The sequence below is a fragment of the Sphingobacterium sp. B16(2022) genome (assembly GCF_012030425.1).
In the GTDB taxonomy this organism is placed as follows: domain Bacteria; phylum Bacteroidota; class Bacteroidia; order Sphingobacteriales; family Sphingobacteriaceae; genus Sphingobacterium; species Sphingobacterium anhuiense.
In genome coordinates, this window is the sequence record NZ_JAAUVN010000007.1 from 191,761 (window position 1) to 209,527 (window position 17,767).

General features: G+C 34.5%; 20 protein-coding genes. 15 read left to right on the plus strand and 5 right to left on the minus strand.

Annotation, left to right across the window (positions count from 1 at the left end; all coding sequences use genetic code 11):
• Positions 1–36: 36 nt before the first annotated feature.
• The 3 genes from HCX49_RS24475 to HCX49_RS24485 all read right to left on the minus strand — a co-directional run bounded on the left by HCX49_RS24475 (position 37) and on the right by HCX49_RS24485 (position 3,551).
• The gene (locus tag HCX49_RS24475; RefSeq protein WP_021188174.1) at positions 37–738 is read right to left on the minus strand and encodes a class I SAM-dependent methyltransferase; all 702 of its coding nucleotides are present in this window, start codon (positions 736–738) and stop codon (positions 37–39) included.
• Positions 731–1,903 carry a nicotinate phosphoribosyltransferase gene (gene pncB / locus HCX49_RS24480; RefSeq protein WP_168128406.1) on the minus strand — a complete coding sequence of 391 codons (1,173 nt, stop codon included), beginning with the start codon at positions 1,901–1,903 and terminating at the stop codon, positions 731–733. Before pncB ends, HCX49_RS24475 begins: the two co-directional genes overlap by 8 nt.
• A 148-nt stretch (positions 1,904–2,051) precedes the next feature.
• Positions 2,052–3,551 (minus strand): DUF6600 domain-containing protein, encoded by a 1,500-nt coding sequence (locus HCX49_RS24485; RefSeq protein ID WP_168128407.1) that lies wholly within the window; start codon positions 3,549–3,551, stop codon positions 2,052–2,054.
• Between the two features lie 258 nt (positions 3,552–3,809).
• Here HCX49_RS24485 and HCX49_RS24490 point away from each other — a divergent pair, with 258 nt between their 5' ends.
• From HCX49_RS24490 to HCX49_RS24515, 6 genes are all read left to right on the plus strand, one after another.
• Positions 3,810–4,568, plus strand: a complete 759-nt coding sequence (locus HCX49_RS24490) for an MlaE family ABC transporter permease (protein ID WP_132772204.1) — start codon at positions 3,810–3,812, stop codon at positions 4,566–4,568.
• A gap of 2 nt (positions 4,569–4,570) precedes the next feature.
• Positions 4,571–5,344 (plus strand): ABC transporter ATP-binding protein, encoded by a 774-nt coding sequence (locus tag HCX49_RS24495; RefSeq protein WP_132772206.1) that lies wholly within the window; start codon positions 4,571–4,573, stop codon positions 5,342–5,344.
• Between the two features lie 4 nt (positions 5,345–5,348).
• Positions 5,349–6,353, plus strand: a complete 1,005-nt coding sequence (locus tag HCX49_RS24500; protein WP_132772207.1) for an MlaD family protein — start codon at positions 5,349–5,351, stop codon at positions 6,351–6,353.
• A gap of 153 nt (positions 6,354–6,506) precedes the next feature.
• Complete coding sequence (locus tag HCX49_RS24505) at positions 6,507–7,202, plus strand: RluA family pseudouridine synthase (RefSeq protein WP_168128408.1); 696 nt, start codon at positions 6,507–6,509, stop codon at positions 7,200–7,202.
• A 43-nt stretch (positions 7,203–7,245) separates the two neighbouring features.
• The gene (locus tag HCX49_RS24510) at positions 7,246–7,515 is read left to right on the plus strand and encodes a hypothetical protein (RefSeq protein ID WP_021188167.1); all 270 of its coding nucleotides are present in this window, start codon (positions 7,246–7,248) and stop codon (positions 7,513–7,515) included.
• 12 nt (positions 7,516–7,527) lie between these two features.
• Positions 7,528–7,938: a DUF983 domain-containing protein gene (locus HCX49_RS24515; RefSeq protein WP_031287100.1), complete on the plus strand. Its 411-nt coding sequence runs from the start codon at positions 7,528–7,530 to the stop codon at positions 7,936–7,938.
• Positions 7,939–7,952: 14 nt separating this feature from the next.
• On the opposite strand, the gene HCX49_RS24520 is transcribed toward HCX49_RS24515, so the two are convergent.
• A complete protein-coding gene (locus HCX49_RS24520) occupies positions 7,953–8,237 on the minus strand; it encodes a DUF4286 family protein (protein ID WP_132844490.1) in 285 nt (94 codons plus the stop codon).
• Positions 8,238–8,397: 160 nt separating this feature from the next.
• Here HCX49_RS24520 and HCX49_RS24525 point away from each other — a divergent pair, with 160 nt between their 5' ends.
• From HCX49_RS24525 to HCX49_RS24565, 9 genes are all read left to right on the plus strand, one after another.
• Positions 8,398–10,287, plus strand: a complete 1,890-nt coding sequence (locus tag HCX49_RS24525) for an alpha/beta hydrolase family protein (RefSeq protein WP_168128409.1) — start codon at positions 8,398–8,400, stop codon at positions 10,285–10,287.
• A gap of 7 nt (positions 10,288–10,294) precedes the next feature.
• Positions 10,295–11,953, plus strand: coding sequence for a sensor histidine kinase (locus HCX49_RS24530; RefSeq protein WP_168128410.1), 1,659 nt, complete (start codon positions 10,295–10,297; stop codon positions 11,951–11,953).
• 13 nt (positions 11,954–11,966) lie between these two features.
• A complete protein-coding gene (locus tag HCX49_RS24535; protein WP_132772215.1) occupies positions 11,967–12,665 on the plus strand; it encodes a response regulator transcription factor in 699 nt (232 codons plus the stop codon).
• A 142-nt stretch (positions 12,666–12,807) separates the two neighbouring features.
• Positions 12,808–13,281, plus strand: coding sequence for a transcription elongation factor GreA (greA, locus tag HCX49_RS24540; protein ID WP_021188161.1), 474 nt, complete (start codon positions 12,808–12,810; stop codon positions 13,279–13,281).
• Between the two features lie 117 nt (positions 13,282–13,398).
• Positions 13,399–13,812 (plus strand): HIT family protein, encoded by a 414-nt coding sequence (locus tag HCX49_RS24545; RefSeq protein ID WP_132772218.1) that lies wholly within the window; start codon positions 13,399–13,401, stop codon positions 13,810–13,812.
• Between the two features lie 176 nt (positions 13,813–13,988).
• Positions 13,989–14,639, plus strand: coding sequence for a DedA family protein (locus HCX49_RS24550; RefSeq protein WP_132772219.1), 651 nt, complete (start codon positions 13,989–13,991; stop codon positions 14,637–14,639).
• Between the two features lie 5 nt (positions 14,640–14,644).
• Entirely contained in the window at positions 14,645–15,187 is a 543-nt protein-coding gene (locus HCX49_RS24555; RefSeq protein ID WP_021188159.1) for an inorganic diphosphatase, read from the plus strand.
• Positions 15,188–15,195: 8 nt separating this feature from the next.
• A complete protein-coding gene (locus HCX49_RS24560; protein ID WP_132772221.1) occupies positions 15,196–16,509 on the plus strand; it encodes a hemolysin family protein in 1,314 nt (437 codons plus the stop codon).
• 5 nt (positions 16,510–16,514) lie between these two features.
• Complete coding sequence (locus HCX49_RS24565) at positions 16,515–17,234, plus strand: 16S rRNA (uracil(1498)-N(3))-methyltransferase (RefSeq protein ID WP_168128411.1); 720 nt, start codon at positions 16,515–16,517, stop codon at positions 17,232–17,234.
• 21 nt (positions 17,235–17,255) lie between these two features.
• On the opposite strand, the gene HCX49_RS24570 is transcribed toward HCX49_RS24565, so the two are convergent.
• Positions 17,256–17,732 (minus strand): hypothetical protein, encoded by a 477-nt coding sequence (locus HCX49_RS24570; protein WP_132844481.1) that lies wholly within the window; start codon positions 17,730–17,732, stop codon positions 17,256–17,258.
• Positions 17,733–17,767 lie beyond the last annotated feature (35 nt).

Sequence of the window (17,767 nt, forward strand, 5' to 3'; positions counted from 1 at the left end):
TTCCGAAAGGCTTTGTTGTATCTCATTAAGTGGGCACTATTTTCTCTTTTCCATACGAACTAAATATTGGTCGTGTTCATCTTCAAATAGAATTTGTACTACCCAGTTTAATTCATGTGCAATTTTAATGAGCATCTTTTGATCCAGATATAACCACTTGAATTTGTCCCCAAAATTTCCCTGATATTGATATTGATAATTTATCTCTCCAAAATAGTGATCAGGTCGTTTTATTTTATATTCCTCATAAAGATACTCGATGTTTGACGTATCAAAGATAAGCTGTCCACGATCTGTCAATATGGATTCAGCATGAATCAAAAGGTTTTTAAAGCCTTCTATATCGCCTGCTAATCCAATTCCATTCATCAAGAACAAGAGCGTATCATATTTATGATCTTTGAATTGATAAAAATCGTTATGATGTATTTTTTGAACCCCTCTCTGTTGCATGATCTGACAGGCTATGTTCGATACTTCAAGTGCTTCAACGTCAAAGTTTTTGTTTTGCAAATACAACGTGTGACAACCTACGCCAGCGCCCACATCTAAAACACGTCCATCACATAGGGAAAGCGCAATAAATTCCAGTTCAGGAATCTCGTCTTCGTCGCGAAAAAATATATCAACGGGCATTTCTTCAATATCACCATAACTACTGTGTAACAGTAGAGGCGCTACCTCTTTTTGATGAATGTAATAATCGTTTAAGGCTTCGCCGTAAATATCTCTAGTCATGTATCATTAATATTTGTTTTGCTAATTTGATAGTCGCTGGATCTCCAGTGTTCTTTTTGGGTTCATCCGATAATTTAATTACCTGCGTCCATTCATCATCTTCTGGTTGTGTTTCAGTCATTTTAATCACTATATTCATTTGTGTCAGGCCAACATCATTAGTGAAGTTCGTACCTACTCCAAATGAATGTCCAATTTTGCCTTTACAATACTGCGTTATATGAGCCACTTTATCATAATCTAAACCGTCCGAAAATATGATGGTTTTCGATAAAGGATCGATTCCCTTATTGACATAATGTGAAATGATTTTTTCAGCGAACTCTATAGGATCTCCGCTGTCATGTCGTACACCATCAAATAATTTGGTGAGTTTTTTGTCAAATTGCCTAAAGAATACTTCTGTTGTGTACGTGTCAGATAGCGCGATACCCAAGTCACCTCTGTATACATCGGCCCAATGTTCAAGACCTAGCAAATTTGCCATTTTATAACCATACTTGGCTGCATGAAACATAAACCATTCATGAGCATGTGTGCCAATAGGTTTAATTTGATATTGCATAGCAAGAAGAACATTACTCGTTCCGATAAAAGTACCAGCCCCATATTCTTTTAATGTTTCTACGACAAGTTTGTGAACCTGAAAAGAATGTCTTCTCCTTGTACCAAAATCTGCGATTGTAATATTTAATTTCTTATATTTTTCAATTTTAGTTTTAGCATCATCAATAACCTGTTCATTCGTTAAGCGCTTCTGTTCAGTTATTTCGTAATAAAGTTCACATATTAAAGCCATGATCGGAACTTCCCATAGAATGGTACGGTACCAATATCCTTCAATTTTAACTTCTAAATCTTCGCCATTTTGAATAATACTGATTTCATCAGGATCATAGCGATAGCCCTGTAGGAAGTCAAAATAAGTAGGGTCAATATATGGGCAGTTTTGGGCAAAAAATGTTTTTTCAGCTTTGCTCAATTTCAGATTTGCCATCGCATCGATTGCCTCTCTTAATTTTTTATCAAATCCTATCGGAAATTTATGTTGACCGCGATTAATGAATTGGTATCGAGCCTTTGCTTTTGGAAATAACTTGACAACAGCATATTGCATCGTGAACTTATAAAAGTCGTTGTCTAGTATGGATGTTAGTTGAGCCATTGGCCTCTTAATATAAAGTGAATAAGGATGTAAATTTAATAATTAACATCAATTTAAAGTAATTGTTCGGAAAATCCAATTTGTGTCTTATTCATAAAAAAGAGGCTTAGTATCATTACTAAACCTCTTCATAAAATTATTTCAATTCTTATCTTGTACGTGTACTGCCGCTTCTGGTAGCTCCCGACTGTGTTGAGCTTCTTTCATTGGTACTTTTATTACTTCTTTCCACACTATTTGACTGTGCTCTCGCAGGTCGTTCCGTATTGGATGAAGGGGCAGTTCTACTACTTCTACTTTCGTTGTTTGAAGATGACTGAACTCTTGCAGGTCTTTCTGTGTTCGTAGGCGCAGTTCTGCTACTTCTAGTTTCGTTGTTTGAAGTTTCCTGTACTCTAGCTGGTCGCTCCGTGTTAGTTGGTGCAGTTCTGCTATTTCTAGTTTCATTGTTTGTACTCGTTTGAACCCTAGCTGGACGCTCAGTTCTAGATTGTTCCACTGTATTTGTATTTCTTGCAGGTCTTTCTGTACGAACTGAAGTATTATTATTATTATTATTATTATTATTATCGATAGATTGTACTCTCTCCCGGGTGTTTCTGGTATTCGAAGAGCCATTATCTGTATTAGATGAGTTACTTCTTGTGCTACCACCATTATTGTTTATACGTCCGTCTGTTCTATCAGTTGTACTATTATTACTTCTTGATCTATCTGTTGATCCATTTTCTCTCGATCTAACAGTAGCATTTCCACTATTGTCAATATATAATTCGCGACTACCTCTCGTACTGGTCATATTATCTCTTGTAGATATCACCCGATCATTTCTATTTTGTAAAGAAGTATTGTTGCTGCGTGTACGGGATGAAGCTTCAGCAACGCGGCTTGGTCTTGCATCAGTTCTTGAATTACGATCCACATTTGGACGATAGATATCAACACTGCTACGCGTTACACGTGATGCACCAGGTCTATCAGAATTATTAATACTTCTTACGCTTACACGTCTTCCTGTACTTCTTTCAATATCTGATCTTCTTGGACCACCATAATAGTTTTTATTATTGATGATAACAGTATTATTGATAATTGTAGTTCTATTATAAAAATTATTATAATTACGAGGGTGAACATAGTAACGATCTAATCTATTGCTATAGATGTTAGACGATCCAACAAATACCCATAAATTCATAGGAAGATTGATCGAAATATTAATTCCTAATGGTGCCCATCCATAATAACCAGAACCTTCTCTCCAATTGACCCAGGCTGGTCCCCATTCATAATCTGGGATCCACGCCCAACCATAATTGTTGTTGTATTCCCATCTACCATAATGGAATGGTGCCCATCCCCAAGAATAATTTGATACCCATGTATTTCCATATTCGGTCATGGTCCAGTATCCATTGGTTGAATAAGGCTGGAAGTTGGGACCTACATCTGGTATCCACATATAACCATAATTGCGGTCATTTACCCAGTCACCATAAGGCGCTAGTTCATCATAAAATGTTTGAAAAGAAACACCACTGTTATAATTAGAATATCCACGTTGTGCTAACGAAGATTTGGGCGTCGCAAAAAACAGGATACTAAAAACTGTTAATGCGATTAATTTTATATATTTAATTTTTTTCATGATATTTCTTTTTTATCGATCGTGAAAAATAGTTCTTTATTTTATACGTATGACACCTATAATGTACATATGGTTTAATCTGTGATTTGTTTTTTATGTAGGCAAAACTTATTCCAGATTATTTTGTTGTTTTCTAGGGCTCTAAGAAAACTTAAGCGGAAACTAAGTGATTATGGTTTGATAATAATTACCTATTTTTTGTACCTTTATCCCTTCAATCGTGTCATCAAATATTGTACACAGGAAATATTTATTTGAATGTTAAATAAACTTCGATCATTTTTTACTGAATTCGCAAATATCCATCGATTCTTAATTCGATTCTGGAAAGAACTTGTCACACCTCCTTATGAATTTAAGGAAATAATACGTCAATGTTTTGAAATTGGATGGAAATCATTACCCTTAATCAGTTTAACGGGTTTTATTGTGGGATTTGTTTTTTCTAAACAATCACGACCTTCATTGGAAGAGTTTGGAGCAACCTCTATGTTACCTTCATTGATTTCCATTGCTATTGTTCGGGCGTTAGCCCCTTTGGTAACGGCACTGATTGCATCCGGAAAAATTGGTTCGCAGGTAGGGGCTGAATTGAGTTCGATGAATGTTACCGAACAAATCGATGCGATGGAAGTTTCGGGAACAAACCCATTTAAATTTTTAATTGTAAGTCGTATTATAGCGACAACAATAGGTATTCCTATTTTATGTTTTTATGTTGCGGGAATCGGACTTCTTGGTGGATACCTAAGCATGGCATCCAAAGATGATCTAAGCTTTTTAAGTTTCTTTACACAAGTCTTCGAAACAATTGGTTATCAGGATTTATGGGCAATGGTTTTTAGAGCTATTGTATTTGGTTTTACTATCGGTGCAGTGAGTTGTTATTGTGGATATTATTCTTCAAAAGGAACTGAGGGGGTTGGTAAAGCGGCTAATGCCGCAGTTGTAGCTTCCATGTTTTTAGTTTTTATTGAAGAAATTATCATTGTACAAATTTTATCAATAATAAATTAGTGATGGAAAAAGTAAAAACACATATCGATTATCAAGATTCTGTCATTACAATACGCGGTGTTAGTAAATCATTCGCAGAGAACCATGTATTAAGAAATGTTGATTTAGACTTATACCGGGGGGAAAACTTAGTGGTTTTGGGACGTTCTGGTACTGGTAAATCCGTATTAATAAAACTTATTGCTGGACTTTTACAGCCTGATGTGGGGAGTATTGAAGTTCTTGGAAATTCTGTTAATGATTTGGATAACCATGAGTTGATGAAGTTGCGGTTGCGTATAGGATTTTCATTTCAAAATAGCGCTTTGTATGATAGTATGACGGTACGTGAAAATCTTGAATTTCCATTGATTCGTAATAAAAGAAATCTTACACGTGCTGAAATCAATAAAGAGGTGGAAGATGTGCTAGAAGGTGTGGGACTATCACAGGCAATCAATCAAATGCCATCTGAATTATCTGGTGGACAGCGTAAAAGAATTGGTATCGCGCGTACATTAATCTTACGACCGGATATCATGATGTACGATGAGCCAACAGCAGGATTGGATCCAATAACCTGTTTAGATATTAATAGTCTTATTAACGAAGTCCAAGAAAGGTATAAAACATCATCCATTATCATCACACATGATTTAGCTTGTGCCCGATCGGTAGGAGATCGTATTGTGATGTTACTAGATGGTAAATTTGAAAGACAGGGATCTTTTAAGGAAATATTTGAAACAGATGATGCGCGAGTTAAAGCGTTTTATGATTATAATTTTATTGTTTAAATAAATGAGCAAAGTAGAAAATAAGAGAGCAGTAATAGTTGGATTATTCGTATTTATAGGATTAGCTATTCTGATTGCAGGTATATTTATACTGGGGAGTCAACAGAAAAAATTTACTAAAACTTTCGAAATTGCTACGTCTTTCCCTGATGTTGCAGGCTTAAAAGTAGGTAGTAATGTTTGGTTTTCAGGTGTTAAAGTGGGGATTATAAAGAATATTCATTTTAAAAATTTACAGGATGTTGAGGTTGTTATGACCATTGAAGAAAAATCAGCTGAATATATCCGTAAAGATGCCATTACCAAATTAGGATCAGATGGTCTTATTGGTAATAAAATCATTGTGATTTCGGGTGGTTCTCAAAATGCGCCATCGATTGAAGCTAATGATTTTCTTCGTTCTGCGAAAGCCGCAGACATGGAAGCAATGATGGAAACCCTACAGCTTAATAACCAGAACTTGGCAAAAATTACAACAGATTTTGTTGAAATTTCACGTGGTTTAGTTGAAGGGCGTGGTGTAGTTGGATCTTTATTGACAGATACAGCCATGTTATCTTCGCTTCATATGTCTTTGCAGTCGATCAGTCAGGTTATGGCCAGTACAAATAAAGCAACATCTAACCTTGTTCTATTGACAGAAAAATTAAATTCGAATAAAGGCTTAGTTCACGATCTGACTACAGATACAGCAGTTTTTGCTAGTTTAAGAGCTTCTGCAGCACAACTGCAGGGCGTTTCACAGACAGCTAATGCACTGATGACAAATTTAAATACTGCTTCAGGTAAATTAAGCAGTAAAGATAATGCGATTGGTACATTGATCAATGATCCAGCTGTTGGCAATGAGCTTAGAGAGGCTGTTCGTAACTTAAATAACAGTACCGCTAAATTGGATCAAAACATGGAAGCCTTGCAAAGTAATTTCTTATTGAGAGGTTTCTTTAAGAAGAAAGACAAGGAAGCAAAAAAGGCAGCTGAATTAGAATTGAAAGATTCAGTGAAATAGAAATTTTAATATATTTAAAAAAGTAAAGGGCAATTTTCTTCGAAAATCGCCCTTTACTTTTTTAAGCTATTCTGATTAGGTGTATCTTTGCCTTTATACATAGGCAAGATTTCTTGCATATGTATAATTATTGTAAGATTTTATTTTAACTAAATGCATAATATTACAGATAGAGATGTTATCTATGAAGATAACCACCTCATCGCAATCAATAAAAGGGCAGGAGATATTGTTCAGGTAGACGATACCGGTGATAAATCTTTAGAAGATATGGTTAAAGAGTATTTAAAATATAAATACAATAAACCTAATGAAGCCTTTTTAGGAGTTATTCATCGTCTTGACAGACCTGTTAGCGGTTTAATCGTTTTTGCAAAAACAAGCAAAGCATTAGAACGTATGAATAAACTGTTTAAAGATAGACAGGTAAAAAAAACTTACCTTGCAGTTGTGAGACAACGACCACAAGAACCTGCCGGTAAATTGATCAATTGGCTTGTGCGAAATCGTGAAAAAATGGTAACAAAAGCTTTTAATAAGGAAGTGAAAGAAAGCAGCTATGCCGAATTGGATTATACTTTGATCGGTGAACTGAATGGTTTTCATTTATTAAAAGTTGAGCCATTAACAGGACGTACTCATCAGATTCGGGTGCAATTATCCACGATGGGGTGCCCTATAGTGGGGGACAATAAATACGGGTACCCTCGGGGCAGCTCAAAGGGTAGTATCTGTCTCCATTCCAGATCACTTACTTTTGTTCACCCAATCAAAAAAGAGGCGATTACATTAAAGGCTCCATTACAGCATGACGGTTTCTGGGAGAAGTTTTCTAAGTTTAATGACTAGAGTAGCTGTAAAATAATCTTAATTTTTTAAGTATCTTTGTATTATGAAAACGCTTAAGTATTTGCTAGTTACAATTGTTCTGTTTTGCACGATTACGGTAACACCAATCAGTTCAGTATATGCCCAGTGTGCTATGTGTTCCTTAAATGCTGAAAATTCTACTCAGAACGGCAATACACAAGGTAAAGGCTTAAATGATGGAATCTTATTTTTGCTTGTCATTCCTTATTTGGCAGCCGCAGGTTTGGGCTTTCTATGGTATAAAAAATATCGTACTGTAAAGTCGAATAAATCTCAGGAAAAAATTCTTTAAAATTAATAAGATATGCCAACATCTAAAATTCATGCGCTTGTGCATTCAAAATGTCCAAGATGTCATGTCGGAAATATGTTTGTCGGACCTGCCTATGGTTTACGTAAACAAAAAACAAATGATGTATGTCCCGTTTGTAATTTGACTTTCGAAATCGAGCCAGGTTATTTTTATGCGGCCATGTATGTCAGTTACGCGATGTCGGTGGCTGAAGTGGTAACATTTGCTTTGGCAACAGCAGTATTAACAGGAAGTGAGTCCCCGTGGACGTATATGGTAGTCCTTTTTGCAACAATTATTATCTTTTCTCCATTTAACTTTCGTTATTCAAGATTGGTCTTATTGCATTACATGACTCCAAAAATTGTTTATGATCCCAAGTGGGAACTTTTAGAAGAAAATAAAAATAAGAGCGATATTTAGTATCGCTCTTATTTTTACAAGTATTTCATTGTACTGTCAAAGATGAAAGCTTTATCCTTATAATTGGATGAAATTTCATGCTGTAAATGGCTAAGATGATCTTGTTGAAATTGTGCAATGTCCTCTTCGCTGGAAACCTGTATCTGAATACAGTATGTTACTCCTTCATGAGGAGAATTAAGCATTTCCAAAAAACGAGGATTGAAATTAGTACTGCTTAGAAGATTTTCTTTTATCCAGGAAACTATTTCCTGATGTACAGATTCTTCTGATATGATGGATATGTTATATAAATACATAAGTGCAAAAATATGAACTTTAATTGCCTTATTGAAATATATATCTGTATATTATCGTGGTACAATAAATGTTAGCTGTTCTTGTAAAAATAAAGTTGCACATGATTTGTTATTGCTAATTAATTTTAATCTTTGAGTAGGTTGACGAATGAGTTTGTTTATGCGCGCATATATTACATTTTCTATATTAATTACCTTGCTGTTTCTAGGCATTAGCTGTTCGAATAATAAGACGGAACGTATACCTATTGAAAGTTTTTTTTCAACTCCTGAAAAGACATCATTTAAAATTTCTCCCGATGGTAATTTTATCGCTTATATCGGTTTAGATAATCATTGTAAGAATATTTTTTTATTAAACTTGACTAATCAGGACAGTTCCAAGCAATTGACGTATCAAAATGATATGAACGTTAATAGTTTTGTTTGGGGAGATAATGAAGAGATTATATTTTCAATAGAACAAACCTCTAATGACAGCCTAAGATTATATGCTGTTAATATTTTTACGGACGCCCTTCAACCATTGATTAAACCCATGAAAGCAAAATTTCGTTGGGTACAGCCGGCAAGATTATATGATAATGGAATTATAGTAGCTATCAATGATCGAGATTCTTCAACGTTCGATCTTCATAAATTATTTATTGATGGACGCAAATCCGAGATGATTCTTCAAAACTCAGGAAACATCAATTCTTGGTATCTTTCTCAGGATGGTCAAGTAAGACTTGTCATGGCTAATGATAGTGTGGAAGAATCAATGATGTATAGGGCAGATAACGAACAACCTTTTCATCAGGTTTTAAAAAATGATTTCAGTTCTACCATTATACCGATGGGTTTCGTTAAAAACTCGACAACAAATATTTACGCACTTTCAAATATCGGCAGAGATAAGCTGTCGTTAGTTGAGTATGATTTAGAGCAGAAGAAGGAAGTGTATGAAGTTTTTAATAATAAGGAAGTAGATCTCGATTGGGGTGGATATTCTTCTTATACCAATGAAATGCTCTATGCCTCTTATACTCTTTCAAAAAAGAAAAGATTTTTTTTCAACGATAAGATTGCAGGAATATTTAAAAAAATATCTGAAAAAGCAAAGGGATCTGAATTTGATATCATTGACTCAGACTCTTCCTTCAATAAAATCATCATAAGAACATATACAGATACCAATCCTGGTGCAATTTATTATTTTGATTGCCAGGATAACGAATTACATAAACTGACCGATAACAATCCTAATTTAAAAGATCGTGAGTTATCGCAAACAGAATCTGTGAAATATCAAGCCCGCGATGGCAAGATCATTACAGGTTTTATTACCTACCCTTTGCATGAAGATAGGAAGAATCTTCCTGTTGTTGTAATGCCACATGATGGACCTAATCAGCGAGAAATTTGGGGTTTTGATCACGAAGCACAGTTCTTAGCCAATCGAGGGTATGTTGTATTTCAGATGAACTATCGTGGTTCAGTAGGCTTTGGTAAAGAATTTTGGTCGGCAGGTTTTAAAGAGTGGGGAGGTAAGATTCAAGATGATATTACTGACGGCGTAAAATGGTTAATCAGAGAAGGTATCGCGGATAAAGATAGAATAGCTATTGTTGGAAAAGGCTTTGGCGGATATTCAGCATTGCATGCGGCTTGTTTTAATTCTGATATGTATGCCTGTGCAGTATCATATTCGGGGTACACAAACTTGTTTACATATTTTAGAGACATACCGCCATATGTAAAACCTTATTTGCAAAAATACTATCAGATTATTGGAAATCCCATTCGCGAATCGAGCATGTTTAAGCAGATTTCTCCAGTATTTCATTCTAATCGTGTCAAAATTCCAGTTTTAATAGCACAAGGGGGAAAGGATCGATTAAGTTCGGTAACAGATGCCAATCAATTTGTGCAGAAACTTAAAAATAATAATATTCCTGTACAATATATATTGAAAGAAGAAGAGGGTAGAACTTTTAAAAAGGATGAAAATGTCATTCAATATTATCAGGAGCTGGAGAAATTTTTAGATAAATATATCGGTAAATAGTGGGGCGATGAGAGGAACAGGTTATAATTATCGTAAGAATTTTGGTTTGCTTTTTGTCTTCTTTGCTTTCGTTACGTTATTGTATTTTGTTGTCATATTTGCAGCTAGAAACTATACTGTAAATCTCGTTAATAACGAATTTACGAATCGCAAATCGGAGGTCTTTGATTTGACATTGGTACCCTTCAATGATTTTTTTCAAAATCGTGTTCCCGAAGTTTCTTTTTATCAGGGATACTTGGATTCTTTGGAAGCTGGGAAATATGCTTACAGTGTCTTAAGCTCTTATCCATTCGTTAAAGAGATCGCATTTTACGATATGCTTTTTAGTAATGATAATAGAATGCTTGCGGGATTTTCTATCAACGGATTAAATATAAGACCTAAAACATTATCCATATTTACAATTAATAATCGCGGTTTAAATAAAAGGTACATCACCAAACGTGAAGAAATGGGACCTTTTAACGAGGAATTGAATAGTATGGGGATTAAGGTGGCAAGTTATATTGATAAGTTGCAGTCCAGCTCAAAACTAACAGATCGCGATATTCTTCGTGTTTTCTACTCCACGCAACCGGGACGTATTACTTATCTCAATATTCCGCGCATTAATGATCTATTGGTATATAAAGATATCATGGATACAAAATTAGATCATATTGTGAACTATGAACAGGATATGTTTGTTTTTAGCGTTGACCCGACCTTATTGGATGTCAAGAACATATATCCCAATCTTTACGAAAGAATTGAGGTAGTACCTATAGTACGTGCTCCCGTCACCTCGGATGTTAAAGAATATGTGACCGAAATGCTTTTACCCGGAGCTTTGGCAGATTATAAATTGTTATTCCATTCCAGTGAATCATTCATCTCTAAAGAGGTGAATCGCAGTTTTTTACCTGTTGTGCTGGGGATCTCTTTAGTTTATTTGATTTTATTGGTCATTTTATATTTGATTTACCGTAATTTAGAAATTAATGGTAGGTTGTTTAAATTGCAATATGATTTTATCAATAATTTGACACATGAGTTTAAAACACCTGTTAGCGTAATAAAAATTGCTGGTAATAATATTAAAAGTGCACAATATCTATCCGATGAAGAGCGTATAATGTATGGAAACATATTGGATCAAGAGTCAGATCGGCTGAACAATTTGATGAACAAATTATTGTCATTTAGTCAGATTGAAAATAAAACAATCAAGCTAAAACGAGAAGAAATTGACTTAAATACATTTGTCGATAATATTGTGGCATCCACACAATTAAAACATGCAGATTTTAAAATAACAAAAGAAATTAACGTCAAATCCAGTCTACTTGCAGATCCTGTATTATTAACAAGTGTGTTTCAAAATTTAATTGATAATGCCTATAAATATTCGGATCAAAAGAGGAAAGTATTAGATATTAAAATACAACAAAATAAAAAGAATTTTGTTATTATCTTTAGAGACGAAGGAATAGGTATAAATAAAAATGAGTTTTCAAATATATTTAAGAAGTTCTATCGGATCAAAAGTCAATACAATCAACAAGGAAGTATTGGTTTAGGTTTAGCCTTTTGTAAAGAGATAACAGAATTTATGGGGGGAGAAATTTCTGTTAAAAGTGAAATCGGTAAAGGAACTACCTTTACTATCATTTTTTCAGTTTAAAATATAATTAATTATGAGCAAAGAAATAACTGTAGCTGTTATTGAAGATGATGAAAATCTACGGTTTTTAGTTCGTCACAGATTAGAAACGGAAGGATACAATGTTGTTCAAACGGGGGATGGAAATGAGGCTGAAAAGTTGATTTTAGAAAAGAAACCAGATGTTGTATTGCTAGATTGGATGTTGCCAGGTAAGGAAGGTAACGAGATTTGTGAAAATATACGTAAAGCAGGATTTGAAAACATTGTTATCATGATGACTGCTAAATCACAAGATATCGATAAGATCGAAGCTTACAGCTTTGGCGTGACAGATTACATAAGTAAGCCATTCAATATGGATGTATTGATCGCTATGATTGAGAATAAGGTTCGTTTCTTTTTACCTAAAAATACACCTGAGATCTATCATTTTGGTAAAACTGAGCATCAACCAAATATTCACTCACTTGTGAGAGATGGTAAGAAAATAGAACTTACCATTTTAGAGAATCGTATTTTATTGCATTTTCTGCAAAATGTCGGTAAAGAAATAACGCGTGAAGAGTTGATGGAAGTTGTGTGGGGCTACAGTTCAAATGTCAATACACGTACCTTAGATATGCATGTGGTTAGATTGAGGAAGAAGATTGAAAAGAATCCTGATAAACCCTATTACTTGCAGACTGTTAGGGGTTTAGGGTATCGATTTGTTGATGAGGAAGAGAATTAAAATGAATTAATGGGTTTGAATTTGTTTTGTTAAAAACAATTCTTACCTTCGTATTATAGACAGCGAGACCATGTTATCCGACAAGGATAACATGGTCTTGTTTCATTTTTGAATAATTAAGATAAAACAAATAACAATAATTATGGCAGAAGTAACTTATTACACCGCAGAGGGATTACAAAAGCTCAAGGAAGAGTTGCACTATCTTAAAACTGAAGGAAGAACTAATATCTCGAATGCAATAGCTGAAGCAAGAGATAAAGGTGATTTGTCTGAGAATGCAGAATATGATGCTGCAAAAGAGGCACAGGGTATGCATGAAGCAAAGATTGCAAACTTGGAAAACACGCTAGCTGGAGCTCGTTTAATTGACGAATCCAAACTAGATTCATCAAAAGTATTGGCTTTATCTATCGTAAAGATCAAGAATAAGAAAAATGGCGCTGAAATGACGTATCAATTGGTGTCCGAAACTGAAGCTGATATGAAATTAGGAAAGATTTCTGTTAAGTCTCCTATTGCCAAGGGTTTACTAGGTAAATCTAAAGGTGATGTAGCTGTAATAGACGTTCCTGCAGGTCAGATTGAATTCGAAATCATAGAAATTACAAGATAAATTATATCGGTTATGTGCGGTTTTGCCATAACCGCATATTAATAAAACGTTATATCATTATTTAAGGTTGCATTACATGCAGCCTTTTTTTATATTTGGGTTATAAACAATTGAAATATGTCTACGATTTTTTCAAAAATAGTGTCAGGAGAAATTGCTGCTTATAAAGTAGCTGAGAGTAATGATTTTTTAGCATTTTTAGATGTTAGTCCATTAGCCGAGGGGCATGTTTTGGTCATTCCGAAACGCGAGACTGACTATATCTTTGATATCAATGATGATGAATATATGGCTCTTTGGGTTTTTTCAAAAATTGTAGCTCAAGGTATCAAACGCGTTTTCCCTTGTAAGAAAGTCGGTGTTGCTGTTATAGGGTTAGAAGTAGCCCATGCTCATATCCATTTAGTCCCGTTAAATAATGTTTCAGATTTAAATTTTTCTCGACCTAGATTGTCGCTTACTCATGAAGAATTTACCCAAATTGCGGAAACAATTAAAGAGTCAATTATCAATGTTACATCTGATAATTAATCGAAAACAACCTCATCTAAAAGTAGTATTTTAAATATAAATATAAAAAAAGACTATAATATATCATATCTTTGCAGTCTTATATAGAAATTATATGTCTATATGAAATGTCATAGATAGGGATTATATTATAATGACATTTTTCACAAAATAAGTGAAAACGTAAAAAAGAAATTATGCAAGATCTTTTGTTGTCTTTTCAACAATTACTGAACCCAGAGGAATTATTAAGCTCTGGCGGTTTTTATTTAGTTTTACTCATTGTATTTGCTGAAACGGGTTTGTTTTTTGGTTTCTTTTTACCGGGAGATTATTTGTTATTTTTAGCTGGACTATTTTGTGCATTAAATAAAATTGAAGTTGATATCGTGACGCTTTGTGCAGGTTTAATTGCAGCTGGCGTACTCGGAAACTTTGCAGGATATTGGTTTGGTTATCGAGCCGGTCCTATGCTTTTCAAACGGAAGGATAGCCTTATCTTCAAACGTAAATACGTCATTATGGCTGAAGAATTCTACCATAAATATGGGGGTACAGCTTTGATCATCGGTCGCTTTGTACCTATAGTGCGTACATTTGCACCAATTTTTGCAGGCGTTGTTAAACTCGATTTTAAAAAGTTTGTAATCTTTAATATATCAGGAGCACTGCTTTGGGTACTATTATTAACTTTATCAGGATATTTCTTAGGTATTGAATTTCCTTGGATTATTAATTATGTCGAATATATTATTGTTGGATTGATTGCGATTGCCTTCTTACCGATCGTCATTGCTTTGATCAAACGTAAAATGAATGAAAATAAAAACAAACAAAATATACAGTAAATCAAATGAGTACACAAAATCCTTGGCATAAAGTATCTCCTGGTACAAATGTGCCAAATTCAGTAAATGCTATTATTGAAATTTCAAATGGTTCAAAAGGAAAATACGAATTAGACAAAGAAACTGGTCTTTTATTATTAGATCGCGTTTTGAGTTCTTCTGTAGTGTATCCAGCTAACTATGGTTTTATTCCGCAGACATACTGTGATGATAAAGATCCATTGGATATTTTAGTAATCTGTTCTGTTGATATTCTTCCTTTAACATTGGTTGAAGCACAAATCATTGGTGTGATGAACATGGTTGATGGTGGTGAGCAAGATGATAAAATTATTGCTGTTGCTAAGAATGATCCTGTGTACAATTACATTACAGATATTGAACAACTTTCTCCACATAGTATGAAAGAAATTGTTCAGTTTTTTGAAAGTTATAAAGCGTTAGAAAAGAAAAATGTTGTGGTTGAAGGCGTACAAGGCCGTGAAGTAGCACAACAAATTTTATTGGATAGTATAGAATTGTACAATAAAGAATTTGGTAATAAATAACCCCCATAATGGCCCTCGATATTTTTTGGACAATATTTTTAGTAGTTGCAAATGGTTTTTTTGTTGCGGCAGAGTTTGCTATAGTCAAAGTAAGAGCTTCACAAATTGAGCTCCAAGCAAAATCAGGAAGCAATGTTGCTAAAATCGCAAAAAATATTACAGAGCATTTGGATAAATACCTAGCTGCAACACAGCTAGGTATTACTTTAGCATCTCTAGGCTTAGGCTGGAAAGGCGAAGCAGTCATGACCGAAATCGTATCTAATCTGTTTTCTTTTTTTCAGGTAGATACTTCACAAAGCTGGGCTAAATGGACCGGTTTTGCACTTGCATTCGGAACCATTACGTTCTTGCATGTTGTACTAGGTGAGCTTGCTCCTAAATCTATTGCTATTCAAAAACCTGTAGCGACTACAATGAAAGTGGCAGTGCCATTGCGTATATTTTATTGGTTATTGATGCCATTAATATATGTATTCAATGGTTTTGCTAATTTCTTATTGCGATTAATAGGTATTCAACCACATCCTAGTGAATCTTCACACTCTTCAGAGGAGCTTCAATATTTATTGGACAAAGGTAAAGAAAGTGGTGCATTAGAATCATCAGAGCATGAGCTGATTAAGAACGTTTTCGATTTTAATGAACGGATCGTGAAAAATATCATGGTTCCGAGAACAAAAATCGTAGCAGTTGAAGAGGATTGTGTAGCGATTGATTTTATCAATACAGTAACAGAAGAAGGATATTCCCGTATTCCTATTTATGCTGATAGCATCGATCAAATTGTCGGTATCGTACACACAAAAGATATCTTACCGATCGTAATGAAAGGTAAAGAGGTGGTATTAAAGGATATCATGCGTAAGCCCTACTTTATTCCTGAAACTAAAAAAATCAATGATTTAATGGCCGAATTTCAATTGAAAAGGATTCAGTTGGCTATTGTATTGGATGAATTTGGAGGTACAGCCGGTATGGTTACTTTAGAAGATATTGTCGAAGAACTTGTCGGTGAAATTCAAGATGAATATGATGAAGAAACTCCAGTTGTTGAACGTATTTCTGAAACAGAATATATGGTGGACGCTGGTGCGAGCATTCATGATGTGAATGAGTTTTTACCATTAGAATTACCAGCAAGTCAAGATTATGATACCGTTTCAGGTCTAGTAAGCGATTTGTTTGATAAAATTCCTGAAGTAGGAGAGTATAAAGAAGTATTTGGTTATACCTTTACGATTATTCGTAAAACACAACAGAATATAGAATTTGTGAAATTAGAACTTGTTGAGTCTATGCATGATGATCAAGATAATTAGCGATTATGCAACTATTTTTTACAGAAGAGATTAAACCTGATTTTAAAAACTTTATTCTAAGTGAAGAAGAGAGTAAGCATGCCATTCGTGTGCTTCGACTTCAAGTAGGTGATAAAGTTCACTTGATTGATGGAAGAGGCGGATTGTATGAAGCTGAAATTTTGGACCCACATCCCAAAAGAACAGTTTTGACTATTTTAAATGTCAAAGAAAACTATCAGCAATCCTCATATCACTTACATATTGCAATTGCTCCAACTAAAAATATCGATCGTTTCGAATGGTTTTTAGAAAAAGCGACAGAGATTGGCATTCATGAAATTACACCTTTAATCTGTGAGCATTCTGAGAGAAAAGAGGTGAAATTAGATCGTCTTAATAAAGTGATTGTAGCAGCAATGAAGCAATCGTTGAAGGCCTATATTCCAAAATTGAATCCTGCGATTACTTTTTCTCAATTCTGTAAGCAACAGGAATCGAATACAGCTACCAAAGTTATCGCACATTGTATAGATAGTGAGAAACAGTATCTAAACGAAGTTTTACAATCAGAACAGCATTATATCTTATTGATCGGTCCTGAAGGAGATTTTTCGACACAGGAGATAGAACAAGCATTAAACCTGGGCTATCAACCGATTTCGTTAGGAGAAGCACGTTTACGAACCGAAACAGCAGGAATAACATCTTGTGTTGAGGTTTCTCTCGTAAACAGATCAAAATAAAAGCCGCAATAGCGGCTTCTTTTATTTTATAATTACTGCATCAACTATCGTAATTTCCGAATTACCTTTTAAAGGATCCTTGTTAAAGACCATTTTGCCTTTTAATTTGATAGGCTCTTCTGTAAATTTTATGGCGTCACCTTTTAGAAATACCTCCACCATCGGCGGGATTCCATTAGAACCGCAAAACATACATTGCGCTACAGGAAGTACCGATATCATAAAGTTTTTATGTGTTCTGCCACTGGTCAAAGGCACCATATAACCGGGCATTTCAACAATCTTATTTTCTAAAGCTTTTAACTCTGCAGGATAGAAAGGAGTATAGATCTTTTTACTGCCGCTATAAGAAACTTTATAAGCCATTTTATCAACAGCTTCCCAGGTTTTATTCATCATTGGCGTATGATCGGGTGTATTGGGATCACGACCGATCTGTGCATTTGCTGTAATACAAAAGGTAATCAGTAAACTAAAGAAAGCGAGTATCTTTTTCATTATAATTGTTTGTTTGTACATTTAAAATTTGCTTT